Below are 26,878 nucleotides of genomic sequence, written 5' to 3' on the forward strand. Positions count from 1 at the left end.
CGCACTGTGCACTCCATAGATCCCCCTCGGCCGCCCATGGCCGCTGCTTCATCCGTAGGCACTGCTTCATTCGAGGGCGTCCGTTTTCGAGTGATCGCATGGTGATCACCGCGCTGCTGTCCTTGCTCCTCGGCTTCGTACTCACCGCCGCGATCATCGCGGCCAACGGATACTTCGTGGCCCAGGAGTTCGCCTACATGTCCGTCGACCGGGCGACGCTCCGCACCGGGGCCGAGAAGGGCGATGCGTCGGCCGAGCGGGCACTGAAGGTCACCAAGCGCACCTCGTTCATGCTGTCGGGCGCGCAGCTGGGCATCACGGTCACCGGTCTGATGGTCGGCTACGTGGCCGAGCCGTTCATCGGTGAATCGCTGGGTGAGCTGCTGAGCAGTGCCGGAGTTCCCATCGCGGTGGGTATTTCGATCGGCACGGTGGGCGCTCTCGTGCTCGCGACCGTCGTGCAGATGATCTTCGGCGAGCTCTATCCGAAGAATCTCGCGATTGCGAACCCCGATCCGCTGTCCCGACGCCTTGCCCGGTCGACGCTGATCTACCTGGCCGCGTTCGGTTGGCTGATCACCTTCTTCGACAAGTCCTCCAACGCGATGCTGCGTCTGCTGCGCGTCGAACCGGTGCACGACGTGGACAGCAGTGCCACCGCCAAGGATCTCGAGAGCATCATCGACGATTCCCGGGCCAGCGGGGATCTCACCGAGGATCTGTCGTTGCTGCTCGACCGCATCCTGGACTTTCCGGAACGCGACGTCGAGCACGCCATGATCCCGCGCAGTCGGGTGGACGCGGTCACCCCCGCCACTGCCATCGGCGAGATGCGGGCGCGGATGGTGCGTGCGCACACTCGCTACCCGGTGATCGGCGACCGTGAGGAGCCGATCGGTGTGGTGCAGCTGGCCGAGGTGCTGGCCGCTGCCCCCGACGACAGCCGTTCGGTCACCGAGATCATGCGAGAGCCGCTGATCGTGCCGGAGCTGATGCCGCTCGAGGATGCCCTGGAGTTGTTGTCGAGCACCAAGAACGAATTGGCATGCGTGATCGATGAATACGGCGGATTCGCCGGTGTGCTGACCATCGAGGATCTCGCCGAGGAACTGGTCGGCGAGATCACCGACGAGCACGACGAGGACATCGCAGGCGTGGAGGATCAGGAAGACGGAGTCTGGCTCATGGACGGCGACGTCCACGTCGACGAGGTCGAACGCACCATCGGTCGCGACATGCTGTTGCCGCGAGGGGACTACGAGACGCTCGCAGGCCTGCTCATCGCGGAGGGCGGGAATCTGCCCGAGGTCGGAGACACCGTTCGTATCGATCTCGCGGTGTTCGGAGCCGATCTGATGGAAGACGAACCGCCGCGTCCGTCCCTGGAAGTCGAGGTGCTCGAGGTGGACCGGCACGTGCCGAGTGAGCTGAGAATCAGACTGCACGAGAACTCGCCGGACGGCAGCGAGCCGTCGTCGGAGTCGGACGAGGAGACGGACCGATGAACGCATGGGTCGTCGTCGCGGTCACGGTAGTGCTCATCGCGCTGAGTGCGTTCTTCGTCGTCATCGAGTTCGCGCTGCTCGGTGCCCGTAGGCATCGACTGGAGGAGAAGGCAGGCACGAGCCGATCGGTGCGGGCCGCGCTGCGCGGAATGAACGAGTTGACGATCATGCTGGCAGGCGCGCAGCTCGGCATCACTGCCTGCACCTTCGCCCTCGGTGCCGTCACCAAGCCTGCCGTCGATTCCTGGCTGGGCCCGGTGTTCACCTCGTGGGGGGTTCCGGGATGGTTGGCCGGAACCGCCGCGTTCGCACTGTCGCTGTTGCTCGTGACGTTCCTGCATCTGGTGATCGGCGAGATGGCCCCGAAATCCTGGGCCATCGCGCACCCCGAACTCGCTGCCACCATCATCGGGTTGCCGTCTCGGGCGTTCATCCGACCCTTTCGGCTGTTCCTGGTGTGGGTCAACAAGATCGCCAACACGCTCGTCCAACGGTCGGGAGTGGAGCCGGTCGAGAATGCTGCGGTCGGCGGCCGCGACGCCGAGACCATCCGCAACCTCGTCGAGTACTCGTCGCAGGTCGGCGTATTGGAACCGGAACTGCAAACCCAGATCACCCGGGTGATCGAACTCGAGACGCTGACCGTCGAGAAGATCACGGTGCCCGACTCCAAGGCGACGTCGGTTCCGCACGGTGCCACGGTGTCCGACGTGCAGGCCGCGGCGCTGCGGTCCGGTCACCTGCGGGTACTGCTCACCGACAGCGCAGGCGCGACGCCCGGTGTCGTGCACGTGCGTGACACGCTGCTGGCAGCCGCCGAAGAACCCGCCGCCGACTACGCACGGGAGGCCTACTCGGTCGACGGAGCGACACCGGTGTACGAGTTGTTACGGCAGATGCGCAACCGCAGCGTTCAGCTCGCGGTTGTCGAGACCGAGGGACAGTTCCTCGGTATCGTCACGCTCACCGACGTCATCAAACGGGTACTGCCCACGGCTCGTGCTGCACAGCAGGACAATTCAGCCGCGCGGTTGCATCCGACTGTTGGGTAGCGCAGGTGCGTGCAGTCGAGATCCCGGATACCCCTCGACGGTGCCGAACTGCTCGCTGCCCCGCTCGTAGGCGGCTCGATACTCGACGACGTCCTCGTGGCTGCGACCGACGAAGTTCCACCACATGACGATCTGCTCCCCGAACGGCGGTCCACCGAGCAGCAGCATCCGCACCGGCTCTCGGTTCGGATTGTGCAGATCGAGCGTCGAATCGCCCGGTTCGCGATAGCCGAGTTCGGCTGCGGCGAGGACGGTCTCGTCCATCGTCACGGTGCCCTGATCGACGATGACGCCGTGCTCGAACGTCGGGTCGACGTCGAGGGTGACGCGGGCCCCGGCGTCGAGCACGATCTCGACTCCGAGGAGTGGCGTGAACGTGGCCACCGGCGAGGTCTCTCCGAGCAGTGAGCCGAGAAATACTCGCGCGGTCAGCCCCTGGCTCGTGTGAGTCCGCGGCACGTAGTGCTCGAAAGTCGGTGCGGTGAAGCGGGAGCGAGCCGGAAGTGCCACCCACAGTTGCATGCCGTGCAGAATTTCGGTCTCCGGGGTGGATGTCTCGGAGTGACTGATGCCGTAGCCGGCCGTCATCAGATTGAGCTCTCCGGGACGCACCATGGCATGCGATCCGACGCTGTCGCGATGCTCGATCTCCCCGGAGAACAGCCAGCTGACGGTCTGGAGTCCGGTGTGCGGATGCGGCGGTACGTCCATCGACGACGTGTCGGGGCCGTAGTGGTCGGCGAAGCACCACGCGCCGATCAGTGAACGCTGTCGCTGGGGGAGCGTGCGCCGGACCTTCAGTGCGCGAGGACCGCCGAGGGGAACCTCGCGTGGGGTGAGAATCTCGATGGTCATTCGATGCCTGCCTGTGTTCTCGGAGCTCGCTGCTTCACGCGTTCACTCGTACAACCGGATGTGGACACGGGCTGTTCCGGACATGCTCGATCCGTCGCTACACGCGATTTTCGACGACGGTGCGAACCTCGGAACCCAGGTCGGATCGATGGGCATCGAGGGTCCCGGTGATGTCGTCGCCGTTGAAATCGTAGTGCTTCGCTGCTGTGAAAGGCATGGTCACAGGCTATTCCTCGGGTCGACGAAAAACTTCGAAAGAATTTCTCATCCGGAACCCATCCACCTTGCGAGGTGCTGCGAATGCCCAATGAGACACCCGCTACTGCTGTCGCCCCCGACCGCCGTCAGTAGTGGGTGTCTCCCTTTTTTTGTGGAGCGCAGGTGTCCACATCGGTTGGGCAAGTGACCGTGGAGCGCTGCGCAGGCTGGGCGAGACCGGATCAGGAAATTTCGGGCGAGCCGAAACTATGATCGGTACGCTTTCGGGCCTGGGCAGTTCGTTTCACAAGGGAGTCCCATGCAAGAAGACTCTCGATCGCCCGTATCGCGGCACGGCGAGCGATCGAATGCGTCCCTACGACCACGTTCGAGGCAGGTGCACAGCGCGACCAGGAGTCGCCACCGCAAACGGTCGACCACCATCTCGTCACCGAGGTCGAACTCGAGCGTCACCGTTCCACCGCTCGGTCCGCAACCCAGTGCGGCTCAGGTCATCCGCCATTGGTTCGCTGCTCCACACGATTTCGACTGGATTTTCGTGCACAAGTCGACTCGTCCGCTGCACAGATTGATCCGAGTCGTGTTCGCGAGCTGCGTGGCTTTGTACGCGGCCGTGTCGATCCTGATGTTGGCGTCGCCGAACGGGCCGACGGGATCGGGGCCTGTTGCCTACGTACTCTTCATCCTGGTTCTGCAATTCGCTGTGATCGTGTGGTTGCTGGTCGGGCCGCTGCCGGATCGTAAGTGGCAGGTGGTCGCGTTCCTGGTGTTCGGTGACGTCGGGCTCACGTCGGTGATTCTTCTCGATGTACCCACGTCGGCGCTGATCGGCACGTTCCTCTTCGCGCTGACAGGGTCGATGTGCACCTTCTTTCTCGGACCGAGGCTGCTCGTCGCACACCTGGTGTTCGCCAATCTGGTGATCGGCTACATCGGGGCGGCCGCGTACGTACAGGGTTTGTGGGGTCCGTGGGATGCGATCGCCGCAGTCCTCGTCGCCGGAGGTGCGACGTCGGGTGTCCCGATCTTCGCCCAGATCGCCTGGTCGTTGGTGTGCGAGGATGCACGGCAGTCCGAGATCGATCCGCTGACACGGATGAAGAACAGGCGCGGACTGCAGAACGCCGTCGAGGATCTGTGGTCGGTCGCTCGCGGTGAGCGGTTGGCATTCGTTCTCGTTCTGGTCGACATCGATCGGTTCAAGAGCGTCAACGATCGCTACGGTCACGATCAGGGTGATGCCGTCATCGTGCTCGTTGCCGACCGTCTCCACGGTCACCTCGGGAAGTCGGGCGTGGTGGCGAGAACCGGGGGCGAGGAGTTCGTGGCCGTCCTCGTCGGCGAGGCAGAACAACTGTGTGAACTGGTACTCGAGGTGAGTGGCACTCTGACGGATTGCTCGGATCCGATACCGGTGACAGTGAGCGCAGGCGCAGTCGTGATCGCTCCTGATTCCGACGCGTGGACATCAGGGGTCGACGTGGTCAACGACGTCACGCGCGCGGCGGACTCTCTCATGTACCGGGCGAAGGCGGACGGCGGAAATCGAACGGTGCTCGAGACGATGTAGGGCCCAACTCACTGAGCCTGCTGACCAATCGATCGGTGTCAAGACCCGAACATCCGACGGCGAATTCATCCAGCGGGACGAGGGCGTGGAAGTCGACCCGCACATCACGGTCGTAGGCGACGTCCACGAGGTTTACTGGATCCTGCTGTTGCCCAGATTGTTCGGGATGTGCTTACTGGATCGTCCTTCTCGCTCGACAGAACATCGAAAGATGTTGCAACGCTGCGAATACCGATCTCCGTCTACCTGCATGGTGCCGGGAGTTCACTGCGAGGAACCCGGGTGGACACCGACCCTCCGTAGCCTCGGCCAGCATGCGATTCGGTCGGTTCTTGCCACTGGTGTGCGTTCCTCTCGCGGTGTTGACGGGGTGCGGAACGGACACGGCAGCGGACCCGACCCCGCTCGGCTCGTTCGATCTGCAAGCGCACCGCGGCGGACTCGGCTTGGTCACCGAGAGCACCATCGAATCGTTCACCAACGCACTGCAACTCGGGGTGAGCACCCTAGAATTGGATACTCAGATCACCGAGGACGGCATAGCGATCGTCACCCACGACCGCAAGGTCTCGGACAGCAAGTGCGTCGACACCCGTGCGCTCACACCGGGGGACCCCGAGTTTCCGTACGTCGGGAAGTACGTGAACACACTGACACTCGCGCAGATTCGCACTCTCGACTGCGGTGCGCTGCCGCTCGCGGACTACCCGGAGCAACGACGCGTGCCCGGCGCTCGAATGCCGACCCTCACCGAGGTGTTGGATCTGGTGAAGTCGGCCGACGCGCCGGATGTGAAGCTGAACGTCGAAACCAAGGTCGAGGCGGGCAGCCCCACCGAAACCGCTCCGCGCGAGCAGTTCGTCGACACGGTTCTGGCGACCATCCGCGACGCAGACATGCTGGACCGGGTCACCGTGCAGAGTTTCGATTGGGGCGCACTGAAACTGGTCCGCGACTCCGAACCCGAGGTGCCGGTGGTGGCGCTGACCAACGGTGACTTCCTGCAGGTGGGCCAGGATGGTGCGTCTCCCTGGCTGGGCGGAATCGACGTCGACGATTTCGGTGGAGATGCGATTGCCGCGATCGATTCGTTCGGAGCGTCGGCGTACTCGCCCGTGCAGGGGACCCCGCAGAGCGGGAAGGTCGGCGACCCCGACTTCGAGCTCTACGTCACCCAGGACATGGTGGACTCCGCGCACGAGCGCGGAATACGAGTGATCCCGTGGACCGTCGACGATCCCGACACCATGCGCGCGCTGATTGATATGGGCGTCGACGGACTGATCACCGATTACCCCGACCGATTGCGCACCGTCATGAGCGAACGCGGACTGGCATTGCCCGCGCCCGCCCTGTGACGATTCCCCGTCAGAACGGGTAGCCGACTCCGGTCAACTTCTCGCTGGCGTCCCACAGCTTCGCAGCAAGAGCGGGGTCCTGTGCGGTCTTGGTCATGCTCGCCGGGCCCGGCTTACCGCGCGTCTCGAACAAGGACTTGGGGCCGCTGTACGTGCCGCCACCCGCAACATCGATCGCGTAGAGCGTGGGACGTGCTCCGGCACTGGCAGATTGCGAAAAGAACTTCAGTCCGATCGGAGCCAGAGTGGACAGAATCTTGTTGCTGCCCAAACCGTCTGGGCTCGAGTACAGCTCGGTGGCCGAGATTCCTGGGTGCGCGGCATTGCTGGTGATCTTCAGCCCGGCCTTGTCGATCCGGCGCTGGAGTTCGAGCGCGAACAGAATGTTCGCAAGCTTGGAGTTCGCGTACCCACGCTGGGGGTTGTACCCGCGTTCGAGCTGAAGATTGTCGAAATCGAGCTTGGGGCCCTGCCGGTGCGCGACGGAAGCGATGGTGGTGATCTTGGCGTCCGCGGCGAGCTTGGGGAACAGCAGGCCGGTCAGGGCGAAGTGGCCGAGGTGATTGGTGCCGAGCTGGAGCTCGAACCCGTCCGCCGTCTCGGTCCGCATTGCGGGCATCATGACGCCCGCGTTGTTGATCAGCACGTCGATCGACTCCGGTGCCGACGCAGCGTACTCACGCACCGAGGCCAGGTCGGCGAGATTCAGGGTGGCGGTGTCGACGGTTCCGCGGGGTGCCTCCGCCGAAATTTTGGCCGCGGCGGCATCGGCCTTGTCCTTGTTACGGCATGCGAGCGTCACGTGGTCGCCTCGCTTCACCAACTCCAAGGCGGTGTAGTAGCCGATACCGGTGTTCGCACCGGTGATGACAACGCGTCTCTGCTTGTTTTCGGGCACGCCGCCAGGCTACCGGTCTGTTTTAGACTTTGCCCGTGAGCAGAGCAGAAGCCGACGAACATACGGACTTTCCGAAGGGCACCGGAAATCCCGCGTCCGGGGCATTCCGCGCGGCGGGGTACATGTGCCTGGACGATCTTGCGGGAGTGCCCGCGGCCGAGCTGAAGAAACTGCACGGTGTCGGTCCCAAGGCATTGACAGTCATCCAGACAGCGTTGGAGCAGACGGGTCGCTCGCTCGGTTGATATTCTCGGTCGAGTCTCGGACCCAGTGATTCGGACGCGTCACCGATTGCGGGAGTCGTGTCGACCCGTCACCGTTCGCCGCATCGATCTGGAACTGAGTCGCGAAGATGCTGCCGCGTAGATCCGCACCCCGTAGGTCGGCGCCGCGTAGGTCTGCGCCGATCAGGTCCGCCAGGCGCAGGTCGGCACCACGCAGGGTGGCTCCGATGAGGTATGTGCCGCGCAGGCTCGCGCCGCGCAGGTCCGCGCCGGTCAGTCGCGCGCCGATCATGTCGCGGCCGCGATAGTTCTTCTTGCCCTTCACTTCGGCGCGAACCAGATCGCTTGCCTCGAGCAGCAACTCGTTGAGCCGCGAACGCAGCCCGGAGACGTCGACCGACAGTAGAACCTCGGGCGCCGACTCGGTCAGTGCGTCCAGTTCTGCGTACTCGCCGGACAGTCGATCGTGCAGCGGCGCGGTCGAAGTCCGGTCGCGCACATCCGCCAGGTACCAGAGCAATTCGTGCAGATCACGCATGATCGGGAACACCGCGAACATCTCCGACGAGTTCGACGGCTGCTGCCGCCAGTCGCGTCCCGCGAACGTGGACTGCGAGACCTTCTGGCCCGCACCGAAGCAGTCGTACACCGTGCACCCGGGAAAGCCCTTCTCCCGCAGCGTCGAATGAATGCCGCACCGCGAGTCCTGCCGAAGATTGCGGCACGGCTCACCGGCGGCCTTGTCGACGGCGAAGTCCGAGGACTTCGCGAAGGGCAGAGCGACGCAACAGAGTCCGAAACAACTGCCGCAATCGGCCAGCAGGTTCTCGGGCGCGCGCATGCGTCCACTCTGTCCCGGGGCGCAAGGCAGCGTCAAACGAGTTTGTTCGCGGCGGTCACTGTGGTCGATTCAGGAGTGCGATGAGCTTCTTCGGGGCGCGGTCGCAGTAGCTCTCGGTGATCAGTTCGCCGAGTTCGGTCCGGTCCACGGACTCGTCGAGCAGCATGCCGATGATCTGCGGACCCCAACCGGGCGCGAAGAACCCGGCGCGGGCGGAGAGTGCGTCGAGTTCGATGCCGCTGGAACGGAAGATCAGCACGTGTGCCGGGCCGTCGGTGCCGGCGGCTGCGGCGAATGCAGGCGGGGCGGCGTCGACGATCTCGAGAACGTGGGCGAAGGTGCGCCCGCGAACCCGCCAGCGCGTCCCGACCCATGCCTGCTCCTCGTAGGTCTCGGGCAGGGCCAGGCACAACCGTCGGACAGCGGCTTCCCAGTTCGTCGTCTCGTGCGACATACCGGGCTACAGTATTTCAGCGGGCGGGCAGGCGGGCGAAAAGCACTCCGGAAGGCACGGTCGATGTCGGAACTCGAATACGGCGAGGTGGTGTCCGCACTGCGCGGAGCCGGATGCGTGTTCGCCGAAGAGGAAGCCGACATTCTCGTCGAGTCCGCGTCGACCCGGGCGGAGCTGACCGCGACGCTCGCACGACGCGTCGACGGCGAACCGCTCGAGCATGTCGTCGGCTGGGTCGCGTTCTGTGGTCGACGTATCGCCGTCGAACCGGGGGTGTTCGTGCCTCGCCGGCGAACCGAGTTTCTCGTCGAATGTGCTGCAGCGCTGCATCCTTCGGTGTTGCTGGACCTGTGCTGTGGTTCCGGGGCAGTCGGCCTGTCGGTCGCCGGCGTCACCGAGTTGCATGCTGCCGACGTCGACGCGGTGGCGGTGGAGTGTGCTTCTCGCAATCTCGCCGGTGTCGGGGGTACGGCACCGGTCGGTCACGTACATCGCGGCGACCTGTACGACGCCGTGCCGCCGGACATGCGCGGCAGATTCGATGCGATCGTCGTCAACGCGCCCTATGTGCCGACGGCCGACATCGGGCTGATGCCACGAGAGGCGCGCCTTCACGAGCCGCGCATCGCGCTCGACGGCGGTACGGACGGTGCCGGGATTCATCGTCGTGTCGCCGTCGGTGCACCGCACTGGTTGGCTCCCGGTGGCCACTTGCTCATCGAAACCAGTGCAGCACTGGCACATTCGACGCTGCAAGCCGTGGTCGACGCCGGATTCACCGGTCGCGTCGACGAATCCGAGTCATTCGATGCTGTCGTGGTGATCGGTTCGACACCGAGTCGGTGAGGGTTTCGATCGGGCTCCCGCGTGGCATGCAGGATCGGATACCGACGAAGAGAGGTTGTTCGACCATGACGACATTGCTGTTCGCAGTCACCGCTGCCGACCACTGGACCCTGAACGACGGCACGAAGCACCCCACCGGGTACTGGGCCGAAGAGCTGGTCGAGTCCCATCGCACGTTCGTCGACGCAGGCTGGGACATCACGGTTGCGACGCCGGGCGGTAAGGCTCCGGTCGTCGACGAAGGCAGCTTGGCCGTCGATGCCAACGGCGGCGACGAGGAGAAGGTGGCGGATCAGAAGAGCTACCTCGCCTCCATCGAGTCGATCCTGTCCTCGCCCGCAAAGCTGGAGGATCAGAAGGCGTCCGACTTCGACGTCGTCTTCGTGCCCGGTGGTCACGGGCCGATGGAGGACCTCGCCGTCTCCGAGAGCTTCGGGGCACTGGTGATCGACTTCCTCGACTCCAACAAGGTGGTCTCCGCGGTGTGCCACGCGCCTGCCGCCCTGCTCCCCGCCGTCCGCAGCGACGGTACCTGGGCGTTCGACGGGTACGAGCTCACCGGATTCACCGACGAAGAGGAGACCCAGGCCGGTCTCGCCGACAAGGCCCCGTGGTTGCTCGAGTCCCGGTTGCGCGAGAACGGCGCGAAGTTCGACTCCACCGACGCGTGGGCACCGAAGGTCGTCGTCGACCGGAACCTGTACACCGGTCAGAACCCGGCATCGACGCGTCCCCTCGCGGAGAAGCTGGTCAGCGCGCTGAAGTAGCCGGAGAGGACGGTCGGAGTTCCGCCCACGGAGAACAACGGACTTCGACGGGAACATCACTACTGCTTTCGAAGTTGAGCCCCTATAGCTCAATCCTTTGGAGGAGAAGTGACCGAAACCGTTCGTGTCCCCGTACTGTTCTTGACCGATCCGATCGTCCTGCCCGGCATGGTGGTGCCCGTAGAACTCGACGAGGCAGCGCGTGCCGCCGTCGACGCCGCAAAGGCGAGCAACGACGGCACGCTGCTCGTCGCGCCGCGTCTCGAGGACCGCTACGCCGCATACGGGGTCCTGGCCACGATCGTGCAGATGGGACGCCTCGCAGACGGCCGCCCGGCCGCTGTCATCAAGGCCACGCGCCGCGCGCACATCGGCCACGGAGTCAGCGGACCCGGTGCCGCCCTGTGGGTCGAGGCCGAGACCGTTGCAGATGTGCCCCCGAGTGACGACCTCAAAGCCCTGGCGGCCGAGTACAAGCAACTCGTCGTTGCGATGCTGCAGCGCCGAGATGCTTGGCAGGTGATCGACTCGGTCAACAAACTCACCGACCCAGGCGCGATCGCCGACACGGCCGGCTACGCGTCGTATCTCACCGACGTGCAGAAACGGGACCTTCTCGAAACCCCGGACGTGGCAACGCGACTGACCTCACTCATCGAGTGGACCAAGGCTCATCTCGCCGAAGTCGAGGTCAACGACAAGATCTCCGGTGACGTCCGCGAGGGCATGGAGAAGACTCAGAAGGAGTTCCTGCTCCGTCAGCAGTTGGCGGCCATCCGCAAGGAACTCGGCGAGGACGAGCCCGACGGTGCCGACGACTACCGTGGCCGCGTCGAGGCCGCGGATCTACCCGAGAAGGTGCGCGAACAGGCGCTGCGTGAGGTCGGCAAACTCGAGCGGGCCAGCGATCAGAGCCCCGAGTCGGGCTGGATCCGCACGTGGCTCGACACCGTGCTCGATCTGCCGTGGAACAACACCACCACCGACAACAACGACATCGATTCTGCACGTGCGGTTCTCGACGCCGACCACCACGGACTCGACGACGTGAAGGATCGGATCGTCGAGTACCTGGCCGTTCGGGCGCGTCGCTCCGAACGTGGTCTGCAGTCGGTCGGTGGGCGTGGGTCCGGTGCCGTCATGGTGCTCGCGGGCCCGCCCGGAGTCGGCAAGACCTCGCTCGGTGAGTCGGTGGCCCGTGCGCTCGGTCGGAAGTTCGTGCGCGTCGCCCTCGGTGGCGTCCGCGACGAGGCCGAGATCCGCGGGCACCGTCGTACGTACGTCGGTGCGTTGCCGGGCCGGATCGTGCGGGCCATCGGTGAGGCGGGATCGATGAATCCCGTTGTCCTGCTAGACGAGATCGACAAGGTCGGCTCGGACTATCGCGGCGACCCCAGCGCCGCTCTGCTCGAGGTGCTGGACCCGGCGCAGAATCACACGTTCCGTGATCACTACCTCGATCTGGATCTCGACCTGTCCGACGTGGTGTTCCTCGCCACCGCCAACGTGATCGACCAGATTCCCGGCCCGTTGCTCGACCGGATGGAACTGGTGACCATCGACGGCTACACCGAGGACGACAAGGTCGTCATCGCCCGCAACTACCTGCTCCCTCGTCAGATGGACAGGGCGGCAATCACATCCGAGGAGGTGACGGTCACCGACGCCGCGCTGCGCACGATCGCGGCCGAGTACACCCGCGAGCCGGGAGTGCGCCAGCTCGAACGCCTGCTGGCCAAGGCGCTGCGCAAGGTCGCGACGAAGTTGGTGGGCACCACCGAGGTTCTGTCCATCGACGAGCCGGACCTGGTGACCTACCTCGGTCGTCCGCGCTTCACCCCCGAGGCGCACGAGCGCACCGAAGTGCCGGGTGTGGCAACGGGTCTGGCGGTCACCGGACTCGGCGGCGACGTACTGTTCATCGAGGCTGCGTCGACCGAAGGCGATCCGGGTCTCAAGCTCACCGGTCAACTCGGCGACGTGATGAAGGAGTCCGCGCAGATCGCACTGTCCTACGTGCGCTCGCACGCAGCACGATTCGGTGTAACGCAGGAATCTCTCGACCGCAGCATCCACGTGCACGTTCCGGCGGGCGCGGTGCCGAAGGACGGTCCGTCGGCGGGTGTGACGATGGTGACGGCCCTGGTGTCGATGGCCACCGGACGGCCGGTGCGCTCGGATGTCGGCATGACCGGTGAGGTCACGCTGAACGGTCGGGTGCTGCCGATCGGCGGGGTGAAGCAGAAGTTGCTGGCTGCGCAGCGGGCGGGCCTGACGACGGTGTTCATACCGGCGCGCAACGAACCGGATCTGGACGATGTGCCCGCAGAGGTGTTGGAGGCGTTGGATGTTCGCCCGATGACCGACGTCGCCGACATCATCGCGCTCGCCCTCGAGCCGACGGCCGCAACCGTGGCGGCGTGAGTTCGGTGCAGTCGAGGTCGGTAAGGGGATCCGCACTTGACCTCGACCTATGTCGAGGTTCTACGTTGGTGACATGAGGTTGATGACATGAGCATGGAGATGACCGCCTGGAACCAGATGTATCGCACGATGAACAGGCCGGACACTCAGTCGTCGTTCTCGAAGGTGACGGCCCGCAGGATCCTGACGTTCGCTGCACCGCATCGCCGTGCCCTCGGTGGGTTCCTGGTGCTCAGCGTGGCCCTGGCCGTTCTCGCCGTGGCCACGCCGGTGTTGGCCGGCCGGGTGGTCAACGCCATCGTCGACGGGCGCGAGCTGCGCGTGGTGGTGTGGCTCGCCGTGGCGATCGCGGCCATCGCTCTGGTGGACGCCGTGGTCGGTCTGATCAATCGATGGCTCTCGTCGAACATCGGTGAGAGCTTGATCCTGGATCTGCGGACCGCGGTGTTCGATCACGTGCAGCGCATGCCGATCGCGTTCTTCACCCGAACCCGCACCGGTGCGCTGGTGAGTCGACTCAACAACGACGTCATCGGAGCGCAACGCGCATTCAGCACCACGCTGTCCGGGGTCGTCAGCAACCTGGTGACGCTGGCGCTGACCCTGGTGGTGATGATCGGGATCTCCTGGCAGATCACGCTTCTGGCCCTGATTCTGCTTCCGGTGTTCGTGCTTCCCGCTCGCCGGATGGGTCGACGCCTCGCGCGGTTGCAACGTGAAGCGGCAGCGCACAATTCGGCGATGAGTACGCAGATGACCGAACGATTCTCGGCACCGGGAGCAACGCTGGTGAAACTGTTCGGTCATCCCGAACAGGAATCGGTCGAGTTCGCGGTGCGCGCCAAGCGCGTCCGAGACATCGGTGTACGCAGCGCCATGGTGCAGACGGTGTTCGTGACGGCGCTGACTCTCGTCTCGGCACTGGCCCTGGCTGTGGTGTACGGACTGGGCGGCTTCTACGCCCTGCGGGGGACGCTCGACCCGGGTTCGGTTGTGGCGCTGTCTCTTCTGCTGGCTCGCCTGTATTCCCCGCTCACTGCGCTGGCAAGTGCTCGGGTGGAGATCATGAGCGCACTGGTCAGCTTCGAGCGGGTCTTCGAGGTGCTCGATCTGGTTCCACTCATCGCAGACAAGCCGGACGCACGGACTCTGCCGCAGGGGCCGGTGGCCGTCGAGCTCGACGACGTTCGGTTCGCGTACCCGTCTGCGGACAAGGTTTCGCTCGCCTCCCTCGAGGAGGTCGCGACCCTGGATTCACGAGGGGGAGAGGAAGTGCTGCACGGCGTCTCGTTCCGAGCCGAACCCGGCCAGATGGTCGCGCTGGTCGGTACGTCCGGTGCGGGCAAGTCCACGATCGCACAGTTGATCGCACGGCTGTACGACGTCGACGGCGGTGCGGTTCGACTCGGAGGAGTCGACGTGCGAGACCTGACGGCCGAATCCGTCCGCGGCACAGTGGGAATGGTGACCCAGGACGGTCACCTGTTCCACGAGAGCATCCGGTCGAATCTGTTGTTGCCTCGGCCCGAGGCAACCGACGTCGAACTGTGGGATGCGCTGTCGAGGGCGCGGCTGGCCGACCTCGTGCGATCGCTGCCCGACGGCCTGGACACCGTTGTCGGCGAGCGAGGGTACCGACTCTCCGGTGGTGAGCGTCAGCGCCTGACGATCGCCCGGTTGCTGATCGCGCAGCCACGAGTCGTCATTCTCGACGAGGCAACGGCTTCACTGGATTCGACGTCCGAGGCCGCCGTGCAGGCTGCGTTGGCCGAGGCCTTGGAAGGAAAGACGTCGGTGGTCATCGCGCACCGGCTCTCGACCATCAGGGCAGCCGATGTGATCCTGGTGATCGAGGACGGGCGAGTCGCCGAGCGGGGCACGCACGACGAGCTCCTCGCAGCGGGAGGCCGTTACGAGGAGCTGCATCGGACGCAGTTCGCACAAACCGGCTAAGCGTCCGGGACCACCGTGGACGGGTCGTCGTCGGTCGCCGCTGCGAGCATCGGGGTGAATCCGTCGATGGCGTAGTCCAGGGAGAGCGGACTCGAATATCCCAGGGCCGAGGGCAGATCGGTGCTGAACGAGCCGATGTAGACAGTTCGATCCTGCTCGACGACGTCGAGTGCGGCGATGATCGGGTTGGCCTGCAGTTGCTCGCGGCTCTGGCCGGCGATGACGAGGACGTCGGTGTCGAGTCGGTCGAGATTTTCGGGACTGATGGTCTCGGAGGCGTCGGGAATCTCGAAGCCGAGGTCGGTGAAGAACAGGGCGCGGATGTCGTCCCTGCCGAGCAGCAGGTAGCTGCCGTCGTCCATGACGAACGCGAGAGACAGTGACTTGCCGGTGAACTGAGGATTCTCGGCCTCGGTGTCGGCGAACTTCTGCTCGAGCGTAGCCGTCTGGTCCTGTGCTTCCTGCTGCTTGCCGAGTGCTTCGCCGACGACGGCGAACTCCTGCTGCCACGTCGCGGCGGGCACGTTCTCGTAGCCGCCGATGTCGGCGATCGTCGGGGCCATCCCGGAGAGCTGGTCGTACTGGCCCTGGTCGATGAAGGAGTACGGGCCGAGGATCAGGTCGGGTGCCTGCGCGGCGATCTGCTCGAGGTTGAGATCGGTGCTGCCGACCTCGGGAATCTCGGTACCGCCCAACGCTTCCTGGGCCCATGGGCGCTGCCGGTAGTCGTAGCTGAGGTTGCCGCGGGTCGCGACGGGCTTGACGCCCAGCGCGAGGGCGAAGTCCTGCTCGTTGAACCCGATCGTCACGACGCGGGTGGGCTCGGTGTCGATGACCGTCTCACCGAACCGGTGATCGACGGTGACCGGGAATCCGTCGGCGCTCCCGGAGTTACCGGTGGGTTCGGGCTCGTCGGTGGACGAGCAGCCGACGGCCAGCGCCAGAACCGAGGCACCGGCGACGACGAGCTGGACAGACTTCTTCATGGGGTCTCCTCGCAACGGAACTTAGCGAGGTTAGCCTAACCGACTCATCGAAGCGTCGATCACGTGCCGGGGTCGGACGTCCCGATCAGCAGGTGGACGTCGCCGGTACACCTGCGAATCGCTGGTCGATCCATTCGAGTGCCTGCGGAAGACCGAGCACTGCAGCAGTCAGGTGATCGTTGCTGGGCACCTTCACCTCGGTCACCAGTACTCCGGCGCGGCAGTACCGGGCAATCGTGTTGTCGATGGCGCTGACCGGGATCAACGCATCGGAGGGGCTGTGCCACTCGAAATACGGTGCCTTCGGTACGCCGGGGTACAGCTCGACGCTGTTGTCGTTGACGGCGGCGATCGCTTCCGGGCTGCTGATCAGATCCAGCGTGCCAGCGACCTCCATGGCGCTCTTGCCTGCGCCTGCCGCGATGATGTCGTTGGTGCACCCGTTCTGGATCTGGCTCTCGATCTGCTTGCCGAGCGGGTTGAGTTGAGAGCTGATCGGGATGCGGGTGGGGTACTCGCGCTCGATTCCGAGCGCGGCAGCGAACGCCAGACCGAACATGGGGTGCGGGGCGAAACCGAGATCGCGGGCCATGCGCTCGAGGTTCATCGGAGCACCACCGTTCGCGCTGCCGACGATGTTCAGCTCGGGTGCGTAGTCGTTCTGAAGCGCAGCTGCCCATGCGGTGGCCATTCCACCACCGGAGTAGCCGGCCAACGCGACCGGGCTCTGCTGAACCTGGATGGGATCGAAGCGCTGAGTGGCGCGAATGCTGTCCAGCACGATTTGTCCGCCGAGCCTGGCGGCGCCGTAGGCGCTGTTGGGTCCGAGGTGATCGGCGATGACGACGGTCCAGCCGCGCTGCAGTACTGCATTCAGTGCGGGTGCTTCACGAATCTGGAGATTGGGGTCGTTCGTCCACAGCGCTTGTGAAGGTGCACATTCGAGACCGAGAGCATTGATGATGTGTTGGTAGGAAAGCACCGGCCCGTTGGGTGCTTTGTTTTGCGGAACCAACACGGTATTTATTGCGGCGATGGGATCGCCGGCCGAATTTGTGGAGCGGAAATTCAGCTGCCACACGTCGACGCCGAAGAATCCTGGGGGCGGGGGCATCGGGCGGCTCGAGATCACGTCGCCCGGTGCGAGCGCATCGAGATCCACAGGCGGAGAGTAGAAGCCATCGGCGATAGGCGTCGGATACAACGGCGCTGCAACTGCCTGACCTGCGCCGACGAGTGACGAACACAGGACTGCAACTGCCGTCATGCTGACAGCGCCTGCCAACTTGAGAACCCGCATGTGGTAAACCCCTCCGTGCCTGAACCGAAGCGACGAGCGCTGCAGTGATCTGGCAAGCCCCCATAGAGCCGGCCCGCAAACCGTTATAGCTGACGACTCGTGACTTGTTACGCTCCCCCGGAAACGATGTGCGCCACGGTACGCATCCGCTCATTTTATGGCAACCGAACGTTACCTATGCTCGTTTCTTCGGTAGAAATCAAGTATTCGACCGGGGGCATTCTCGTCATTCCTGACGCACTGCCTTCGGTTCCTTGTCCGGGCGCAGACCGCGCCAGCTCGGATGCCGCAGATGGCCGGATTCGGTGGCCTCGTAGAACCGGACCTCGCCGACGAGTACAGGCTCGACCCACACCGCTCCGTTCCGATCGGCCGCGGGCAGCACCGAGGAGAAGGGACTGTCCGACGCCTCGAGTGGGTCGAGGAGGGCAGCGAGCGTATCGAGCGCACGGTCGTCGAACCCGGTTCCGACGCGTCCCACATAGCGCAGTCGGTCCCCGTCGGGAATGCCCATCAGTAGTGAGCCGAACCCGCCGGAACGACGACCCTGCCCCCGACGCCACCCGCCGATGACGATCTCCTGGGTCCGCCAGTTCTTGTGCTTGATCCAGGTGTGGGCGCGCTTGCCGGGTTGATAGATGGAGTCGGTTCGTTTGGCGACCACGCCTTCCCAGCCCCGTTCTCTGCTTTCGGCGATGGCGTCCGCAGCGGTCCCCGTCAGCCGCGGCGGCACCAGTACCGAGTCGAGTCCGGTGGTGAGCAGTTCCAGCAGTCGTCGTCGATCCGAGTACTTCTTGCGCAGCAGTGACGTGCCGTCGAGGTGGAGCAGATCGAAGGCGATGAATCGGATTTGCTCACGGGTGGCGTTCTGCAGCTTCTCGAAACTGCTGACCCCGTCGTCGTCGAATACCACGACTTCCCCGTCGACGATGGCGTCGTGCTCGGCCAGGTCGTCCGCGAAAGATTGGAGTGCGCCGAACTTCTCGGTGTAGTCGTTGCCGCTCCGCGTGCGCAGCGTCATCGAACCGTGCGTCAGTTCGGCGACGATGCGGAATCCGTCCCACTTGCCCTCGAACGACCACTCGTCTACCGGGAGATCGAGGATCTCTCCTGCGGTGGCGAGCATCGGTGAGATGTTCTTGGGCTCGGGCTTGTCGGGTGCGTCCTTCATCAGATGCATGAGCCACTGATTGCCCTTGGTGCGGATCAGGGCGAAACGCCCGGTCGCCTTCTTTCCGTGCAGGACGACGATGACCTCGTCGTCGCGCCACTTCTCGAGTTCGTAGGTTCCGCTGTCCCAGATCGAGACGTCGCCGCCGCCGTACTCGCCCTTGGGTATCCGACCGGAGAACGTCGCGTATTCGAGTGGGTGGTCCTCGGTGTGTACCGCCAGCCGGTTCTGCTTCGGATCCACCGGGATGTTCTTGGGGACGGCCCACGAGACGAGGACGCCGTCGTGTTCGAGTCGGAAGTCGTAGTGCAGCCGTCGGGCATGGTGTTCCTGGATCACGAACGTGTCGTTGTTGCCCTGCGGTTCGGTGGTGGTCGGTATCGGTTCGGGGGTCTTGTCGGCGCTGCGCATGCTGCGGTACTTGTCGAGTTTGTCTGTGGCAGCGCTTCTTTCGGGTGCCGAGTCCATGGTGGGGTCCAGTTGTGCCAGTGGATCGCCGAGGTCCTGGAATCGCTCCAGGACCTCCTCGAACCGAAGCTGTTGCAGCCCCGACGATTCCAGCTCGTCCCAGGTGCGTGGTGCCGCGACAGTGGGGAGTGTTCGCCCACGGAGCGAGTACGGGGCGACCGTCGTCTTCTTGCCGTTGTTCTGGCTCCAGTCGACGAACACGCGCCCGGTTCGTTTCGCTTTCGCCATCGTGGCCGTGACCCGGTCCGGTGAGCGCTCTTCCAGCAGGGTTGCAACACGTTTGGCGACCGTGGACGCGCCGGAGGTCGACAAAGGCTTCTCCAGCGGGACGTACAGGTGGATTCCCTTGCTGCCGCTGGTGACCGGATACGCGGTCATGCCGATATCGCCTATCAGATCCCTTATCTCGCAGGCCACTTCGGCGCATCGGGCCAGATCCACGTCGTCGCCGGGGTCGAGGTCGAAGACCATGCGGGTGGCCGGTCCGGGTTCGGTGCCTTCGAACCGCCACTGTGGCACATGCGCTTCGATGGCCGCCTGTTGGCCGAGCCACGCCAGATCGGCTGCGGTGGAGAACAGTGGGTAGGTGACGACGCGGTCGGAATGCTGCATCGAACGCCGATCGAGCCAATCGGGGGCAGACGCAGCGAGGTTCTTCTCGAAGAACGACGACTGGTCGACGCCGTTGGGCCAGCGCTTACGGGTCACGGCGCGGCCAACGAGGTGCGGGAGCATGGCGGGTGCGATGGCAACGTAGTACTCGATGATGTTGCCCTTGGTGGTGCCGGTTTCGGGGAACAGCACTTTGTCGAGGTTGGTGACGGAGACCTTCCGACCCTCGATCTCGAGCGTGGCCATCGTCATAGGTTAACGGCCGCCGTCTGAAGATGCGGGGGAGTTGTGACAGGCTCGAATACATGGCGACGATCAGTGTCTCGGTACAGATGCCCGAAAATCCGCAGGGCGCGTGGGACAAAGCTTCCGCGCTCGATCGGTTCGACGAGTGGATGACCATTCACGGTGGGTGGTGCAGCCCGCCGCCGAAGAAGGTCGGCAAGGGCACCGAGGTGGAGTCGTTGGTGAAGGTGAAGGGCTTCAAGAACACGATCAACTGGACCTTCACGGAGTATGACGAGCCGAAGCTGATCGAGATGTCCGGCCGCGGCAAGGGCGGGGTGCGGATCTCGCTGACCGTCCATGTGCGTGAGGCCGAGGGCGGTTCGGAGCTGACACTCGATGCGAAGTTCGGCGGGGGTGTGCTGTTCGGTCCGGTGGGATCGGTGGTGGCGCGGGCACTGGACACCGATGTCAAGAAATCCGTTGCGAACCTGGCGGCGTTGAGCTGACACGTCTCCGCTGAAGTAGCTGCACGACAACCTCTTCCAGCCCCGCACCGTGTTCTCGGTGCGGGGCTGGAGACTGCATGGGATGCTCCACTCAAGGCCTCGATCGAGAGATTCCCCGCGTGCGACCCGTCCGAGTGGAGCAAAAATTGCGGAAGACCCCTACCGCTGCCGAGTCTTTCGCAACCACCACAGTCCCGCGATGGGGAGCACTACCGGGATGAAGACGTAGCCCGATCCGAAGTGCGACCACACCGTCGGCTCCGGGAAGTCCTGGGGCTGGATGTAGCTCAGGGTGCCGATGCCGATGACTCCGACGAGTTCGATGATGCAGGACACCGTCACCACGCGTCGGGATGCCTCGGTTGCTCGGGCCAGTCCTACCGTGGCCACGATGTAGACGACCGCCGCGAAAGCCGACAGCAGATACGCGATCGGGGCGTCGTCGAATCGTGTGGTGAGCTGCACGATCGAGCGTGCTGTCGCCGCGACGGCGAACACGGCGTAGACGGCGATCAGGAAGCGCCCGAATCCGGTGCGCGTTGCTTGCTGGAGGTTGTCAGGCATATCCGGCCCAGATCTGGCTCAGGCGCAGCACCATGGCCGCGAGGGTGAGGACGGCAACGAGCAGTACCGCGGTGCCGCCGCGGGAGCGATCGCCCAGGGACCACCACGTCCCGAGCGGAAGTAGAAACAGCAGTCCGACGAGGTAGGACCCGAACGTCAGTCGGTGTATGTCTCGATCCGAGGTGAACATCATGACGAATCCGATGACGGCCTGCAGCGCGACGACGGCCTCGGTGGCAGCGATGGTCCAGAACAGGGCTCGATCGGACTTGTTCTTCAGCAGGACCGGTCGGTTCATGGCGAGCTTCACGAGCACCCAGATGCCTACGACCAGGGACAACGCGTACAACAAGCCGGTGACGGCGCCGATCATCGAGTTCCTCGTCAAGTTCGGAGTGGATGGGTGGTTCGACCTCCACACTATCCGCGTAACGCCACGTCAACACTGTGAGGCCCTCGAAACACGGCGTTGTTCCGGGTGTGACCAATCGGAAATGGATGGGGCTTGTACTTGTTCCATGGCCGCAGAGGATCTGCTCTCTCGCCGGACATGACCTTTCTTCCCACGGTGGCCACAGGCGTCCACCTCATCCAGCCAGCTCTGCGAACTTCAGGAGACACCCGTGTCAGACATCGACCAGGCCATCGCCGAGAACATCAAGAAGTCGCTCGAAGAGATCCCGCACCCTTCACTCCCCAAGGGCAGCAACATCTACGGCTCCACCAAGATCTTCCCCGACTACAAGGCCGAGAACGGTGAGAGCTACTTCACGCTGGTCCACGGCATCGCGCACGAGTCGTCGGTCTCCTTCGTCGCTGTGCTCCAGGCGACGCGCGCTCTGCGCAAGGGCTTCGAGTCGGCCATGTACTTCTACGGCCCCGGCGCTATCAATTGCCTTGCCACTCGGGGCTTTCCGACGACCGGTGACTCCGGCTTCCCGGGCGAGCAGAACATCAACGATTCGCTCGCGACATTCATCGCCGAGGGCGGCACCGTGTTCTGCTGCCGCTTCGGGCTCGCACTGCACGGTGGCCGCGAAGAGGACCTCATCGAGGGTGTCATCCCGGCCCATCCCCTCGATGTGCAGGACGCGTTGATTCATTACGCGCGCAAGGGTGCCATCATCAATTCGACCTACATGGTCTAGGAGACGGCTATGTCCATCTCTACACGCGTGGATCTGGCGTTGCTCGGTATTCGAGGAGCGACGCCGGTGTCCAGAACTGCCGGTGCAGGCCCGAGTGACGATGGACATGTCCGCATCGATGGTCTGGGCGCAGCCATCCCGCGAAATCCGCTCAGCCCGTATGTCCTCGAAGAGGGTCGAGTGTTGTTCGACGGCAACGACATCGGTCTCGATGTGCAGGCCGTCGACCGTCCGAAGTTCTACGACCTCGCCACCGCCGACGGTATTTCCTACGAGAAGATCGCCAAGCTCCACGGCTCGAGCGTCCTCGCTACGACAGTGGTGCAGACGTGCATCCGCTACGACGCCGATCAACGCTGCCGCTTCTGCTCCATCGAGGCCTCGCTCGAGGCCGGCGACACCATCGCGGTCAAGACCCCGGCGCAGTTGGCCGAGGTAGCCGAGGCGGCGGTGCGACTCGACGGCGTCACACAGATGGTCATGACGACAGGCACTTCGGCCGCGAAGGACCGCGGTGCCCGTCATCTGGCCCGATGCGTGCGCGCCATCAAGGCAGTGGTTCCGCAGCTGCCGATCCAGGTGCAGTGCGAACCTCCCGGCGATCTTCAGACGATCCAAGATCTGTACGACGCCGGAGCCGAATCCATCGGCATCCATATCGAATCTCTCGACGACGACGTTCGACGCCGGTGGATGCCGGGCAAGGCCTCGGTCTCGACGGACGAGTACCGCGCGGCGTGGAAAGAAGCGGTTCGGGTTTTCGGACGAAACCAGGTCTCGACGTACATCCTGGTGGGACTCGGTGAGGATCCCGACGAATTGGTCGCCGGGGCAGCAGAACTGATCGAGATGGGGGTCTACCCCTTCGTGGTTCCGTTCCGGCCGCTGGCCGGAACGTTGGCAGTGGACATCGACCGAGCGACGGCACCGAGCCGAGACGTTCTCGAGAACGTCACCCGACGCGTCGCCAAGGAGCTTCAGGCCGCGGCGATGCTCGGAACCGAACAGAAGGCAGGCTGCGCGGCATGCGGTGCGTGCAGCGTTCTGCAGAACGCGGGAGGCTGACATGTTCGGTGTCGTGGAACTGGGCGACCTCGCCGGATTGTCAGGTACTGCAACCACTGTCGTCGAGCCCGGGTTCATAGTCCAGCCGTGCGGAAGTACAGCGGAGCTCGACGCCTATCGTGCACTCCGGAGAGCGACATTCGTTGCCGAACAGGGCTTGTTCGCCGGCACCGATCACGACGACGTGGACGACGATCCGCGAGCAGTCGTTCTGGTCGCCACCGACCGGGACGGCACTGTTCTCGGCGGAGTACGGCTGGCACCCTGCACCGCAACGGATCTGGGGTGGTGGGCAGGAAGCCGGCTCGTGGTCGCTGCTTCGGCGCGCACCTCCGGCGTCGGGCCTGCCCTCGTTCGGGCTGCCTGCGCTCACGCCGAGAGCAGAGGTGTTCTTCGCTTCGACGCGACCGTACAGAAGAGCAACGAGCAACTGTTCAATCGCCTCGGGTGGATTCGCCGCGGCGACGTCGAGGTTGCCGACACGCCGCACGTGGCGATGTACTGGCCGATCGACCGGATCGAACGGCTCGTCTCCTCGACCAAGGCGATGCTCGCCGGGGTACTCGCTCCCCTTCGTGCGCAGCCACTCGGGCTCGGTGCCAAAGGCTTTCGCGGCGACGACGGCGTGCCGGTACCGGGCAGCGACATGATCGCAGCGTGCGATGCCATCATCCCGTCCATGGTCGATCGTGACCCCGAGTGGGCCGGCTGGTGTGCCGCGCTGGTCAATCTGAACGACCTCTCGGCGATGGGAGCAGGAGCCGTCGGCATGCTCGATTCGGTCGGAGCACCTACCCAGAGTCGGCTGACCCGCATCATCCGGGGTCTCGCCAACGCCTCTGCAGCGTGGCAGGTTCCGGTGCTCGGAGGCCACACCCAGGCCGGGGTGCCGTCGTCGCTGTCGGTCACCGCACTCGGCCGGACCTCGCGACCGGTACGGGCGGGGGGCGGAAGCGTCGGCGATCGGTTGACGCTCACCGCAGACATCGAAGGCGAGTGGCGACGCGGATACCATGGCCAGCAATGGGATTCGTCGTCTCGTCGGAACTCCGACGAACTGACGGCCATGGCGACTTTCGTTTCCCGAACCGCACCCAAGGCCGCCAAGGACGTCTCGATGGCAGGCCTGGCCGGCACCACCGGAATGTTGGCCGAGGCAAGCGGGACGGGTGCAGTACTCGACGTCGCCTCGATACCGAAGCCCGACACAGCGTCGATGGGCGAATGGATCACGTGTTTTCCAGGGTTCGCGATGATCACCGCGGACCGTCCCGGTGCACCCACTGCACCGTCCGGACCTGCGCTGTCCGCAGTCTGCGGAGAGCTCACCGACATTCCGGGCGTCGCACTGCGATGGCCCGACGGAATCACCACTCGCGCGGTCACGTCCACCGTGACCGGATTGGGAGAAGCATGACCACCCACCCGAAGCCCATCACTATTTCCGTCGCCGCAGCCGAATTCGGACGCGACATGGAACAGGGTTACGCCACCATCGCCGCGTTGCTCGAGGAATCGCGCAATCGCGGTAGCCAACTGCTCGTCCTGCCCGAGGCCTGCCTCGGCGGCTACCTGCCGAGTCTCGGCGGGGGTGACGAGACCGAGGAATCGCGGCAGCGTCGACTCAAAGCCCTGCCGCCGGCCCTCGAACTCGACGGCCCCGAGATCAGACGAGTCATCGACATGGCCGGTGACACCGTCATCACGTTCGGCTTCTGCGAGAAGGACGGCGATACCCGCTACAACGCCGCAGTGACGGTCGACGGCAGTGGAATCCTCGGCTCGTACCGCAAGGTGCACCAGCCGCTCGGTGAAAATCTCTGCTACGACGCGGGAGACAGCTACTCCGCCTTCGACACTCCGATCGGCCGAATGGGGATGCAGATCTGCTATGACAAGGGATTCCCAGAGGCAGCACGGGAACTGGCGCTCGACGGTGCCGAGATCGTCGCCTCCATCTCGGCCTGGCCGACGGCCCGCACCGCCACTGTCGAGAACATGGAAGAGGACCGCTGGAAGCAGCGATTCGACATCTACGACCGCGCTCGTGCACTCGAGAATCAGATCATCTGGGTCGCGGCCAATCAGGCAGGTACCTTCGGATCTCTCCGATTCGTCTGCAGCGCAAAGATTGTCGGACCCGGCGGAGAGATTCTCGCCGGTACGGGCGTCGAACCGGGCTTGGCCACGGCCACCGTCGACGTCGCTGCCCTCATCGGCGCAGCACGTGGCGGCGGCATGTACAACCTTCGTGATCGCCGACCGTCCGTGTACCGGACCATCACGAAGGAGCCGATCCATGCCTGAGATGTCGTTCCTCGTTCGATGGCCCGACGGACGCGAACAGTCCTGCTATTCGCCGTCTCTGGTGATGCACGACTACCTGACGCCCGGCGAGGACTACCCGGTGGCAGAGTTCGTGAAACGGACGTCGGAGGCGTTGACGATCGCCAGCGATCGAGTGCTCGCCAAGTTCGGAATGCGGTGCACCTCGGCCGCGCAGCAGATGGAGGAGATTCACGGTGTCAGTGCCGCGTACGAGGCCGGTGCCGTTCGCGTACTGAGCATGTCGGGAGCTGAATTGCTATGACGGAGAATCACAGTGCAATAGAAAACTACCCCGTGATCGTCATCGGCGGCGGGCAGGCCGGCCTGTCCATCAGCTGGCATCTGACGCAGCGTGGCATCGAACATGTGGTGTTGGAGCGCGAGACGATCGCGCACGAGTGGAAGGACTCCCGCTGGGACAACTTCACCCTCGTGACTCCGAACTGGCAGTGCGCGCTCCCCGGGTACTCCTACGACGGTGACGATCCCGACGGATTCATGCAGCGTGACGAGGTGTACGCCTTCGTACGCCGCTACGCGGAAAGCTTCGATGCACCGGTCCGAGAGCACGTTTCGGTCGATCAGGCACTCCAGTCGGTGGCGGGTGGCTTCGACCTCCAGACTTCCGCCGGCCCCATGCATGCCGATCAGATCGTCGTCGCCGTCGGTGGGTACCACATCCCCACCATCCCGAGGTTCGCCGAGAAGCTGCCCCGTGACATCGTCCAGATCCACTCCTCCGAATACCGCGGGTCACAACAGTTCCCGGACGGCGACGTGCTGGTCGTCGGCACCGGCCAGTCCGGTGCCCAGATTGCCGAGGACCTGCACCTCGACGGCCGCCGCGTCCATCTGGTGGCGGGCACCGCTCCCCGCGTCGCGCGCTTCTATCGCGGCCGCGACTGTGTCGCCTGGTTGCACGACATGGGGGTTTACGATGTCTCCATCGAAGATCAACCCGGCGGCGTCGGCAAACGCGAGAACACGAACCACTACGTCACCGGACGTGACGGTGGTCGAGACATCGACCTGCGCGCATTCGCCACCGAGGGCATGAAACTCTACGGCCGCCTACTGGGAGTCGAGGACGGCGTTCTGCAGTTCGCGCCCACCCTCGAGGCCTCCCTCGACGCTGCGGACCGCGTGGCCGAGAGCATCAAGGACAACATCGACGCCTACATCGAGCGCGAGGGAATCAGCGCGCCGACCGAGGAGCGTTACGTTCCGGTGTGGCGTCCGGAGACCGAGACCACCGAACTCGACCTCGCCGCCGCCGATATCAAGGCCGTCGTCTGGTCCGTCGGCTTCCGTACCGACTATCGCTGGCTGAAGGTCGGCGCGTTCGACGGCGAGGGCCACCCGACGCACAACCGCGGCGTCACCTCGGTGTCCGGCCTGTACTTCCTGGGTCTGCCGTGGCAGCACACCTGGGGTTCGGGACGCTTCGCCTCGGTGGCCCGAGATGCCGCGTTCCTGGCGGACCAGATCGGTCTCGAGATCAGTGCCGCACAACCCCAGAGTCAGATGGTCTGAGCT

At 64.6% G+C, this 26,878-nt stretch carries 25 protein-coding genes; 16 read left to right on the forward strand and 9 right to left on the reverse strand.

All coding sequences use genetic code 11. From position 1 onward, the window contains the following. Positions 1 to 101 precede the first annotated feature (101 nt). Together CH283_RS14305 and CH283_RS14310 are read left to right on the forward strand one after the other, a co-directional pair. On the forward strand, positions 102 to 1,505 hold the full coding sequence (locus CH283_RS14305) for a hemolysin family protein (RefSeq protein ID WP_176460352.1): 1,404 nt from the start codon (positions 102 to 104) through the stop codon (positions 1,503 to 1,505). Beyond that, positions 1,502 to 2,557, forward strand: a complete 1,056-nt coding sequence (locus CH283_RS14310) for a CNNM domain-containing protein (protein ID WP_094640552.1) — start codon at positions 1,502 to 1,504, stop codon at positions 2,555 to 2,557. The genes CH283_RS14305 and CH283_RS14310 overlap by 4 nt, the downstream gene beginning before the upstream one ends. On the opposite strand, the gene CH283_RS14315 is transcribed toward CH283_RS14310, so the two are convergent. Next, the gene (locus CH283_RS14315; protein ID WP_068048654.1) at positions 2,525 to 3,412 is read right to left on the reverse strand and encodes a pirin family protein; all 888 of its coding nucleotides are present in this window, start codon (positions 3,410 to 3,412) and stop codon (positions 2,525 to 2,527) included. The genes CH283_RS14310 and CH283_RS14315 overlap by 33 nt on opposite strands. An 814-nt stretch (positions 3,413 to 4,226) precedes the next feature. Here CH283_RS14315 and CH283_RS14320 point away from each other — a divergent pair. Together CH283_RS14320 and CH283_RS14330 are read left to right on the forward strand one after the other, a co-directional pair. Beyond that, a complete protein-coding gene (locus CH283_RS14320) occupies positions 4,227 to 5,201 on the forward strand; it encodes a GGDEF domain-containing protein (protein ID WP_176460336.1) in 975 nt (324 codons plus the stop codon). Between the two features lie 314 nt (positions 5,202 to 5,515). Next, positions 5,516 to 6,559: a glycerophosphodiester phosphodiesterase family protein gene (locus CH283_RS14330; protein ID WP_082898685.1), complete on the forward strand. Its 1,044-nt coding sequence runs from the start codon at positions 5,516 to 5,518 to the stop codon at positions 6,557 to 6,559. A gap of 10 nt (positions 6,560 to 6,569) precedes the next feature. On the opposite strand, the gene CH283_RS14335 is transcribed toward CH283_RS14330, so the two are convergent. Further along, entirely contained in the window at positions 6,570 to 7,457 is an 888-nt protein-coding gene (locus CH283_RS14335) for an oxidoreductase (protein ID WP_094640554.1), read from the reverse strand. Positions 7,458 to 7,492: 35 nt separating this feature from the next. Between CH283_RS14335 and CH283_RS14340 the strand changes: the two genes are divergently transcribed. Then, positions 7,493 to 7,702 (forward strand): DNA-binding protein, encoded by a 210-nt coding sequence (locus CH283_RS14340; protein WP_094640555.1) that lies wholly within the window; start codon positions 7,493 to 7,495, stop codon positions 7,700 to 7,702. On the opposite strand, the gene CH283_RS14345 is transcribed toward CH283_RS14340, so the two are convergent. Beyond that, positions 7,659 to 8,522, reverse strand: a complete 864-nt coding sequence (locus CH283_RS14345) for a pentapeptide repeat-containing protein (RefSeq protein WP_094640556.1) — start codon at positions 8,520 to 8,522, stop codon at positions 7,659 to 7,661. The two genes, CH283_RS14340 and CH283_RS14345, sit on opposite strands and share 44 nt — an antisense overlap. Before the next feature lie 55 nt (positions 8,523 to 8,577). After that, entirely contained in the window at positions 8,578 to 8,976 is a 399-nt protein-coding gene (locus tag CH283_RS14350; RefSeq protein WP_094611595.1) for an MmcQ/YjbR family DNA-binding protein, read from the reverse strand. 63 nt (positions 8,977 to 9,039) lie between these two features. Between CH283_RS14350 and CH283_RS14355 the strand changes: the two genes are divergently transcribed. The 4 genes from CH283_RS14355 (at position 9,040) to CH283_RS14370 (ending at position 14,966) form a co-directional block, all read left to right on the forward strand. Next, complete coding sequence (locus CH283_RS14355; RefSeq protein WP_094640557.1) at positions 9,040 to 9,822, forward strand: putative protein N(5)-glutamine methyltransferase; 783 nt, start codon at positions 9,040 to 9,042, stop codon at positions 9,820 to 9,822. Positions 9,823 to 9,887: 65 nt separating this feature from the next. Beyond that, positions 9,888 to 10,589 carry a type 1 glutamine amidotransferase domain-containing protein gene (locus tag CH283_RS14360; RefSeq protein ID WP_094640595.1) on the forward strand — a complete coding sequence of 234 codons (702 nt, stop codon included), beginning with the start codon at positions 9,888 to 9,890 and terminating at the stop codon, positions 10,587 to 10,589. 108 nt (positions 10,590 to 10,697) lie between these two features. Then, the gene (gene lon / locus CH283_RS14365; protein WP_094640558.1) at positions 10,698 to 13,013 is read left to right on the forward strand and encodes an endopeptidase La; all 2,316 of its coding nucleotides are present in this window, start codon (positions 10,698 to 10,700) and stop codon (positions 13,011 to 13,013) included. 87 nt (positions 13,014 to 13,100) lie between these two features. Further along, positions 13,101 to 14,966, forward strand: a complete 1,866-nt coding sequence (locus CH283_RS14370) for an ABC transporter ATP-binding protein (protein ID WP_068048670.1) — start codon at positions 13,101 to 13,103, stop codon at positions 14,964 to 14,966. Here CH283_RS14370 and CH283_RS14375 read toward each other — a convergent pair. The 3 genes from CH283_RS14375 to CH283_RS14385 form a co-directional block, all read right to left on the reverse strand. Further along, positions 14,963 to 15,952, reverse strand: a complete 990-nt coding sequence (locus CH283_RS14375) for an iron-siderophore ABC transporter substrate-binding protein (protein WP_094640559.1) — start codon at positions 15,950 to 15,952, stop codon at positions 14,963 to 14,965. The two genes, CH283_RS14370 and CH283_RS14375, sit on opposite strands and share 4 nt — an antisense overlap. Positions 15,953 to 16,037: 85 nt before the next feature. Further along, the gene (locus tag CH283_RS14380; protein WP_068048673.1) at positions 16,038 to 17,252 is read right to left on the reverse strand and encodes a lipase family protein; all 1,215 of its coding nucleotides are present in this window, start codon (positions 17,250 to 17,252) and stop codon (positions 16,038 to 16,040) included. 226 nt (positions 17,253 to 17,478) lie between these two features. Continuing rightward, the gene (locus tag CH283_RS14385; protein WP_094640596.1) at positions 17,479 to 19,749 is read right to left on the reverse strand and encodes an ATP-dependent DNA ligase; all 2,271 of its coding nucleotides are present in this window, start codon (positions 19,747 to 19,749) and stop codon (positions 17,479 to 17,481) included. 59 nt (positions 19,750 to 19,808) lie between these two features. Here CH283_RS14385 and CH283_RS14390 point away from each other — a divergent pair, with 59 nt between their 5' ends. Then, complete coding sequence (locus CH283_RS14390) at positions 19,809 to 20,237, forward strand: type II toxin-antitoxin system Rv0910 family toxin (RefSeq protein WP_032396781.1); 429 nt, start codon at positions 19,809 to 19,811, stop codon at positions 20,235 to 20,237. Between the two features lie 159 nt (positions 20,238 to 20,396). Here the strand turns inward: CH283_RS14390 and CH283_RS14395 are convergent, their stop codons facing one another. After that, positions 20,397 to 20,801 carry a hypothetical protein gene (locus tag CH283_RS14395; RefSeq protein ID WP_094640560.1) on the reverse strand — a complete coding sequence of 135 codons (405 nt, stop codon included), beginning with the start codon at positions 20,799 to 20,801 and terminating at the stop codon, positions 20,397 to 20,399. Then, the gene (locus tag CH283_RS14400; RefSeq protein ID WP_068048682.1) at positions 20,794 to 21,174 is read right to left on the reverse strand and encodes a hypothetical protein; all 381 of its coding nucleotides are present in this window, start codon (positions 21,172 to 21,174) and stop codon (positions 20,794 to 20,796) included. Before CH283_RS14400 ends, CH283_RS14395 begins: the two co-directional genes overlap by 8 nt. Positions 21,175 to 21,424: 250 nt before the next feature. Between CH283_RS14400 and CH283_RS14405 the strand changes: the two genes are divergently transcribed. Genes CH283_RS14405 through CH283_RS14430 form a run of 6 tightly spaced genes read left to right on the forward strand, consistent with a single transcriptional unit; the run spans position 21,425 to position 26,875 of the window. Further along, entirely contained in the window at positions 21,425 to 21,949 is a 525-nt protein-coding gene (locus tag CH283_RS14405; RefSeq protein ID WP_068048684.1) for an MSMEG_0572/Sll0783 family nitrogen starvation response protein, read from the forward strand. Positions 21,950 to 21,958: 9 nt separating this feature from the next. After that, on the forward strand, positions 21,959 to 23,014 hold the full coding sequence (locus tag CH283_RS14410; protein WP_068048686.1) for an MSMEG_0568 family radical SAM protein: 1,056 nt from the start codon (positions 21,959 to 21,961) through the stop codon (positions 23,012 to 23,014). Position 23,015: 1 nt separating this feature from the next. Beyond that, the gene (locus CH283_RS14415; protein ID WP_094640597.1) at positions 23,016 to 24,431 is read left to right on the forward strand and encodes an MSMEG_0567/sll0787 family protein; all 1,416 of its coding nucleotides are present in this window, start codon (positions 23,016 to 23,018) and stop codon (positions 24,429 to 24,431) included. After that, positions 24,428 to 25,321 (forward strand): carbon-nitrogen hydrolase family protein, encoded by an 894-nt coding sequence (locus tag CH283_RS14420; RefSeq protein ID WP_094640561.1) that lies wholly within the window; start codon positions 24,428 to 24,430, stop codon positions 25,319 to 25,321. Before CH283_RS14415 ends, CH283_RS14420 begins: the two co-directional genes overlap by 4 nt. Continuing rightward, positions 25,314 to 25,604 carry an MSMEG_0570 family nitrogen starvation response protein gene (locus tag CH283_RS14425; protein WP_068048690.1) on the forward strand — a complete coding sequence of 97 codons (291 nt, stop codon included), beginning with the start codon at positions 25,314 to 25,316 and terminating at the stop codon, positions 25,602 to 25,604. The genes CH283_RS14420 and CH283_RS14425 overlap by 8 nt, the downstream gene beginning before the upstream one ends. Continuing rightward, a complete protein-coding gene (locus CH283_RS14430; RefSeq protein ID WP_068048691.1) occupies positions 25,601 to 26,875 on the forward strand; it encodes an MSMEG_0569 family flavin-dependent oxidoreductase in 1,275 nt (424 codons plus the stop codon). Before CH283_RS14425 ends, CH283_RS14430 begins: the two co-directional genes overlap by 4 nt. Positions 26,876 to 26,878 lie beyond the last annotated feature (3 nt).

The organism is Rhodococcus sp. 05-2254-2 (assembly GCF_002259095.1).
In the GTDB taxonomy this organism is placed as follows: domain Bacteria; phylum Actinomycetota; class Actinomycetes; order Mycobacteriales; family Mycobacteriaceae; genus Rhodococcoides.

What these genes read in the sequence shown, in the direction of transcription:
- CH283_RS14310 (WP_094640552.1), top strand. Translation starts at nt 1,502, where the DNA reads ATGAACGCATGGGTCGTCGTCGCGGTCACGGTAGTGCTCATCGCGCTG.
- CH283_RS14315 (WP_068048654.1), bottom strand. Translation starts at nt 3,412, where the DNA reads ATGACCATCGAGATTCTCACCCCACGCGAGGTTCCCCTCGGCGGTCCT.
- CH283_RS14330 (WP_082898685.1), top strand. Translation starts at nt 5,516, where the DNA reads ATGCGATTCGGTCGGTTCTTGCCACTGGTGTGCGTTCCTCTCGCGGTG.
- CH283_RS14345 (WP_094640556.1), bottom strand. Translation starts at nt 8,522, where the DNA reads ATGCGCGCGCCCGAGAACCTGCTGGCCGATTGCGGCAGTTGTTTCGGA.
- CH283_RS14350 (WP_094611595.1), bottom strand. Translation starts at nt 8,976, where the DNA reads ATGTCGCACGAGACGACGAACTGGGAAGCCGCTGTCCGACGGTTGTGC.
- CH283_RS14355 (WP_094640557.1), top strand. Translation starts at nt 9,040, where the DNA reads ATGTCGGAACTCGAATACGGCGAGGTGGTGTCCGCACTGCGCGGAGCC.
- CH283_RS14360 (WP_094640595.1), top strand. Translation starts at nt 9,888, where the DNA reads ATGACGACATTGCTGTTCGCAGTCACCGCTGCCGACCACTGGACCCTG.
- CH283_RS14370 (WP_068048670.1), top strand. Translation starts at nt 13,101, where the DNA reads ATGAGCATGGAGATGACCGCCTGGAACCAGATGTATCGCACGATGAAC.
- CH283_RS14375 (WP_094640559.1), bottom strand. Translation starts at nt 15,952, where the DNA reads ATGAAGAAGTCTGTCCAGCTCGTCGTCGCCGGTGCCTCGGTTCTGGCG.
- CH283_RS14380 (WP_068048673.1), bottom strand. Translation starts at nt 17,252, where the DNA reads ATGCGGGTTCTCAAGTTGGCAGGCGCTGTCAGCATGACGGCAGTTGCA.
- CH283_RS14385 (WP_094640596.1), bottom strand. Translation starts at nt 19,749, where the DNA reads ATGGCCACGCTCGAGATCGAGGGTCGGAAGGTCTCCGTCACCAACCTC.
- CH283_RS14390 (WP_032396781.1), top strand. Translation starts at nt 19,809, where the DNA reads ATGGCGACGATCAGTGTCTCGGTACAGATGCCCGAAAATCCGCAGGGC.
- CH283_RS14395 (WP_094640560.1), bottom strand. Translation starts at nt 20,801, where the DNA reads ATGCCTGACAACCTCCAGCAAGCAACGCGCACCGGATTCGGGCGCTTC.
- CH283_RS14400 (WP_068048682.1), bottom strand. Translation starts at nt 21,174, where the DNA reads ATGATCGGCGCCGTCACCGGCTTGTTGTACGCGTTGTCCCTGGTCGTA.
- CH283_RS14410 (WP_068048686.1), top strand. Translation starts at nt 21,959, where the DNA reads ATGTCCATCTCTACACGCGTGGATCTGGCGTTGCTCGGTATTCGAGGA.
- CH283_RS14415 (WP_094640597.1), top strand. Translation starts at nt 23,016, where the DNA reads ATGTTCGGTGTCGTGGAACTGGGCGACCTCGCCGGATTGTCAGGTACT.
- CH283_RS14420 (WP_094640561.1), top strand. Translation starts at nt 24,428, where the DNA reads ATGACCACCCACCCGAAGCCCATCACTATTTCCGTCGCCGCAGCCGAA.
- CH283_RS14425 (WP_068048690.1), top strand. Translation starts at nt 25,314, where the DNA reads ATGCCTGAGATGTCGTTCCTCGTTCGATGGCCCGACGGACGCGAACAG.
- CH283_RS14430 (WP_068048691.1), top strand. Translation starts at nt 25,601, where the DNA reads ATGACGGAGAATCACAGTGCAATAGAAAACTACCCCGTGATCGTCATC.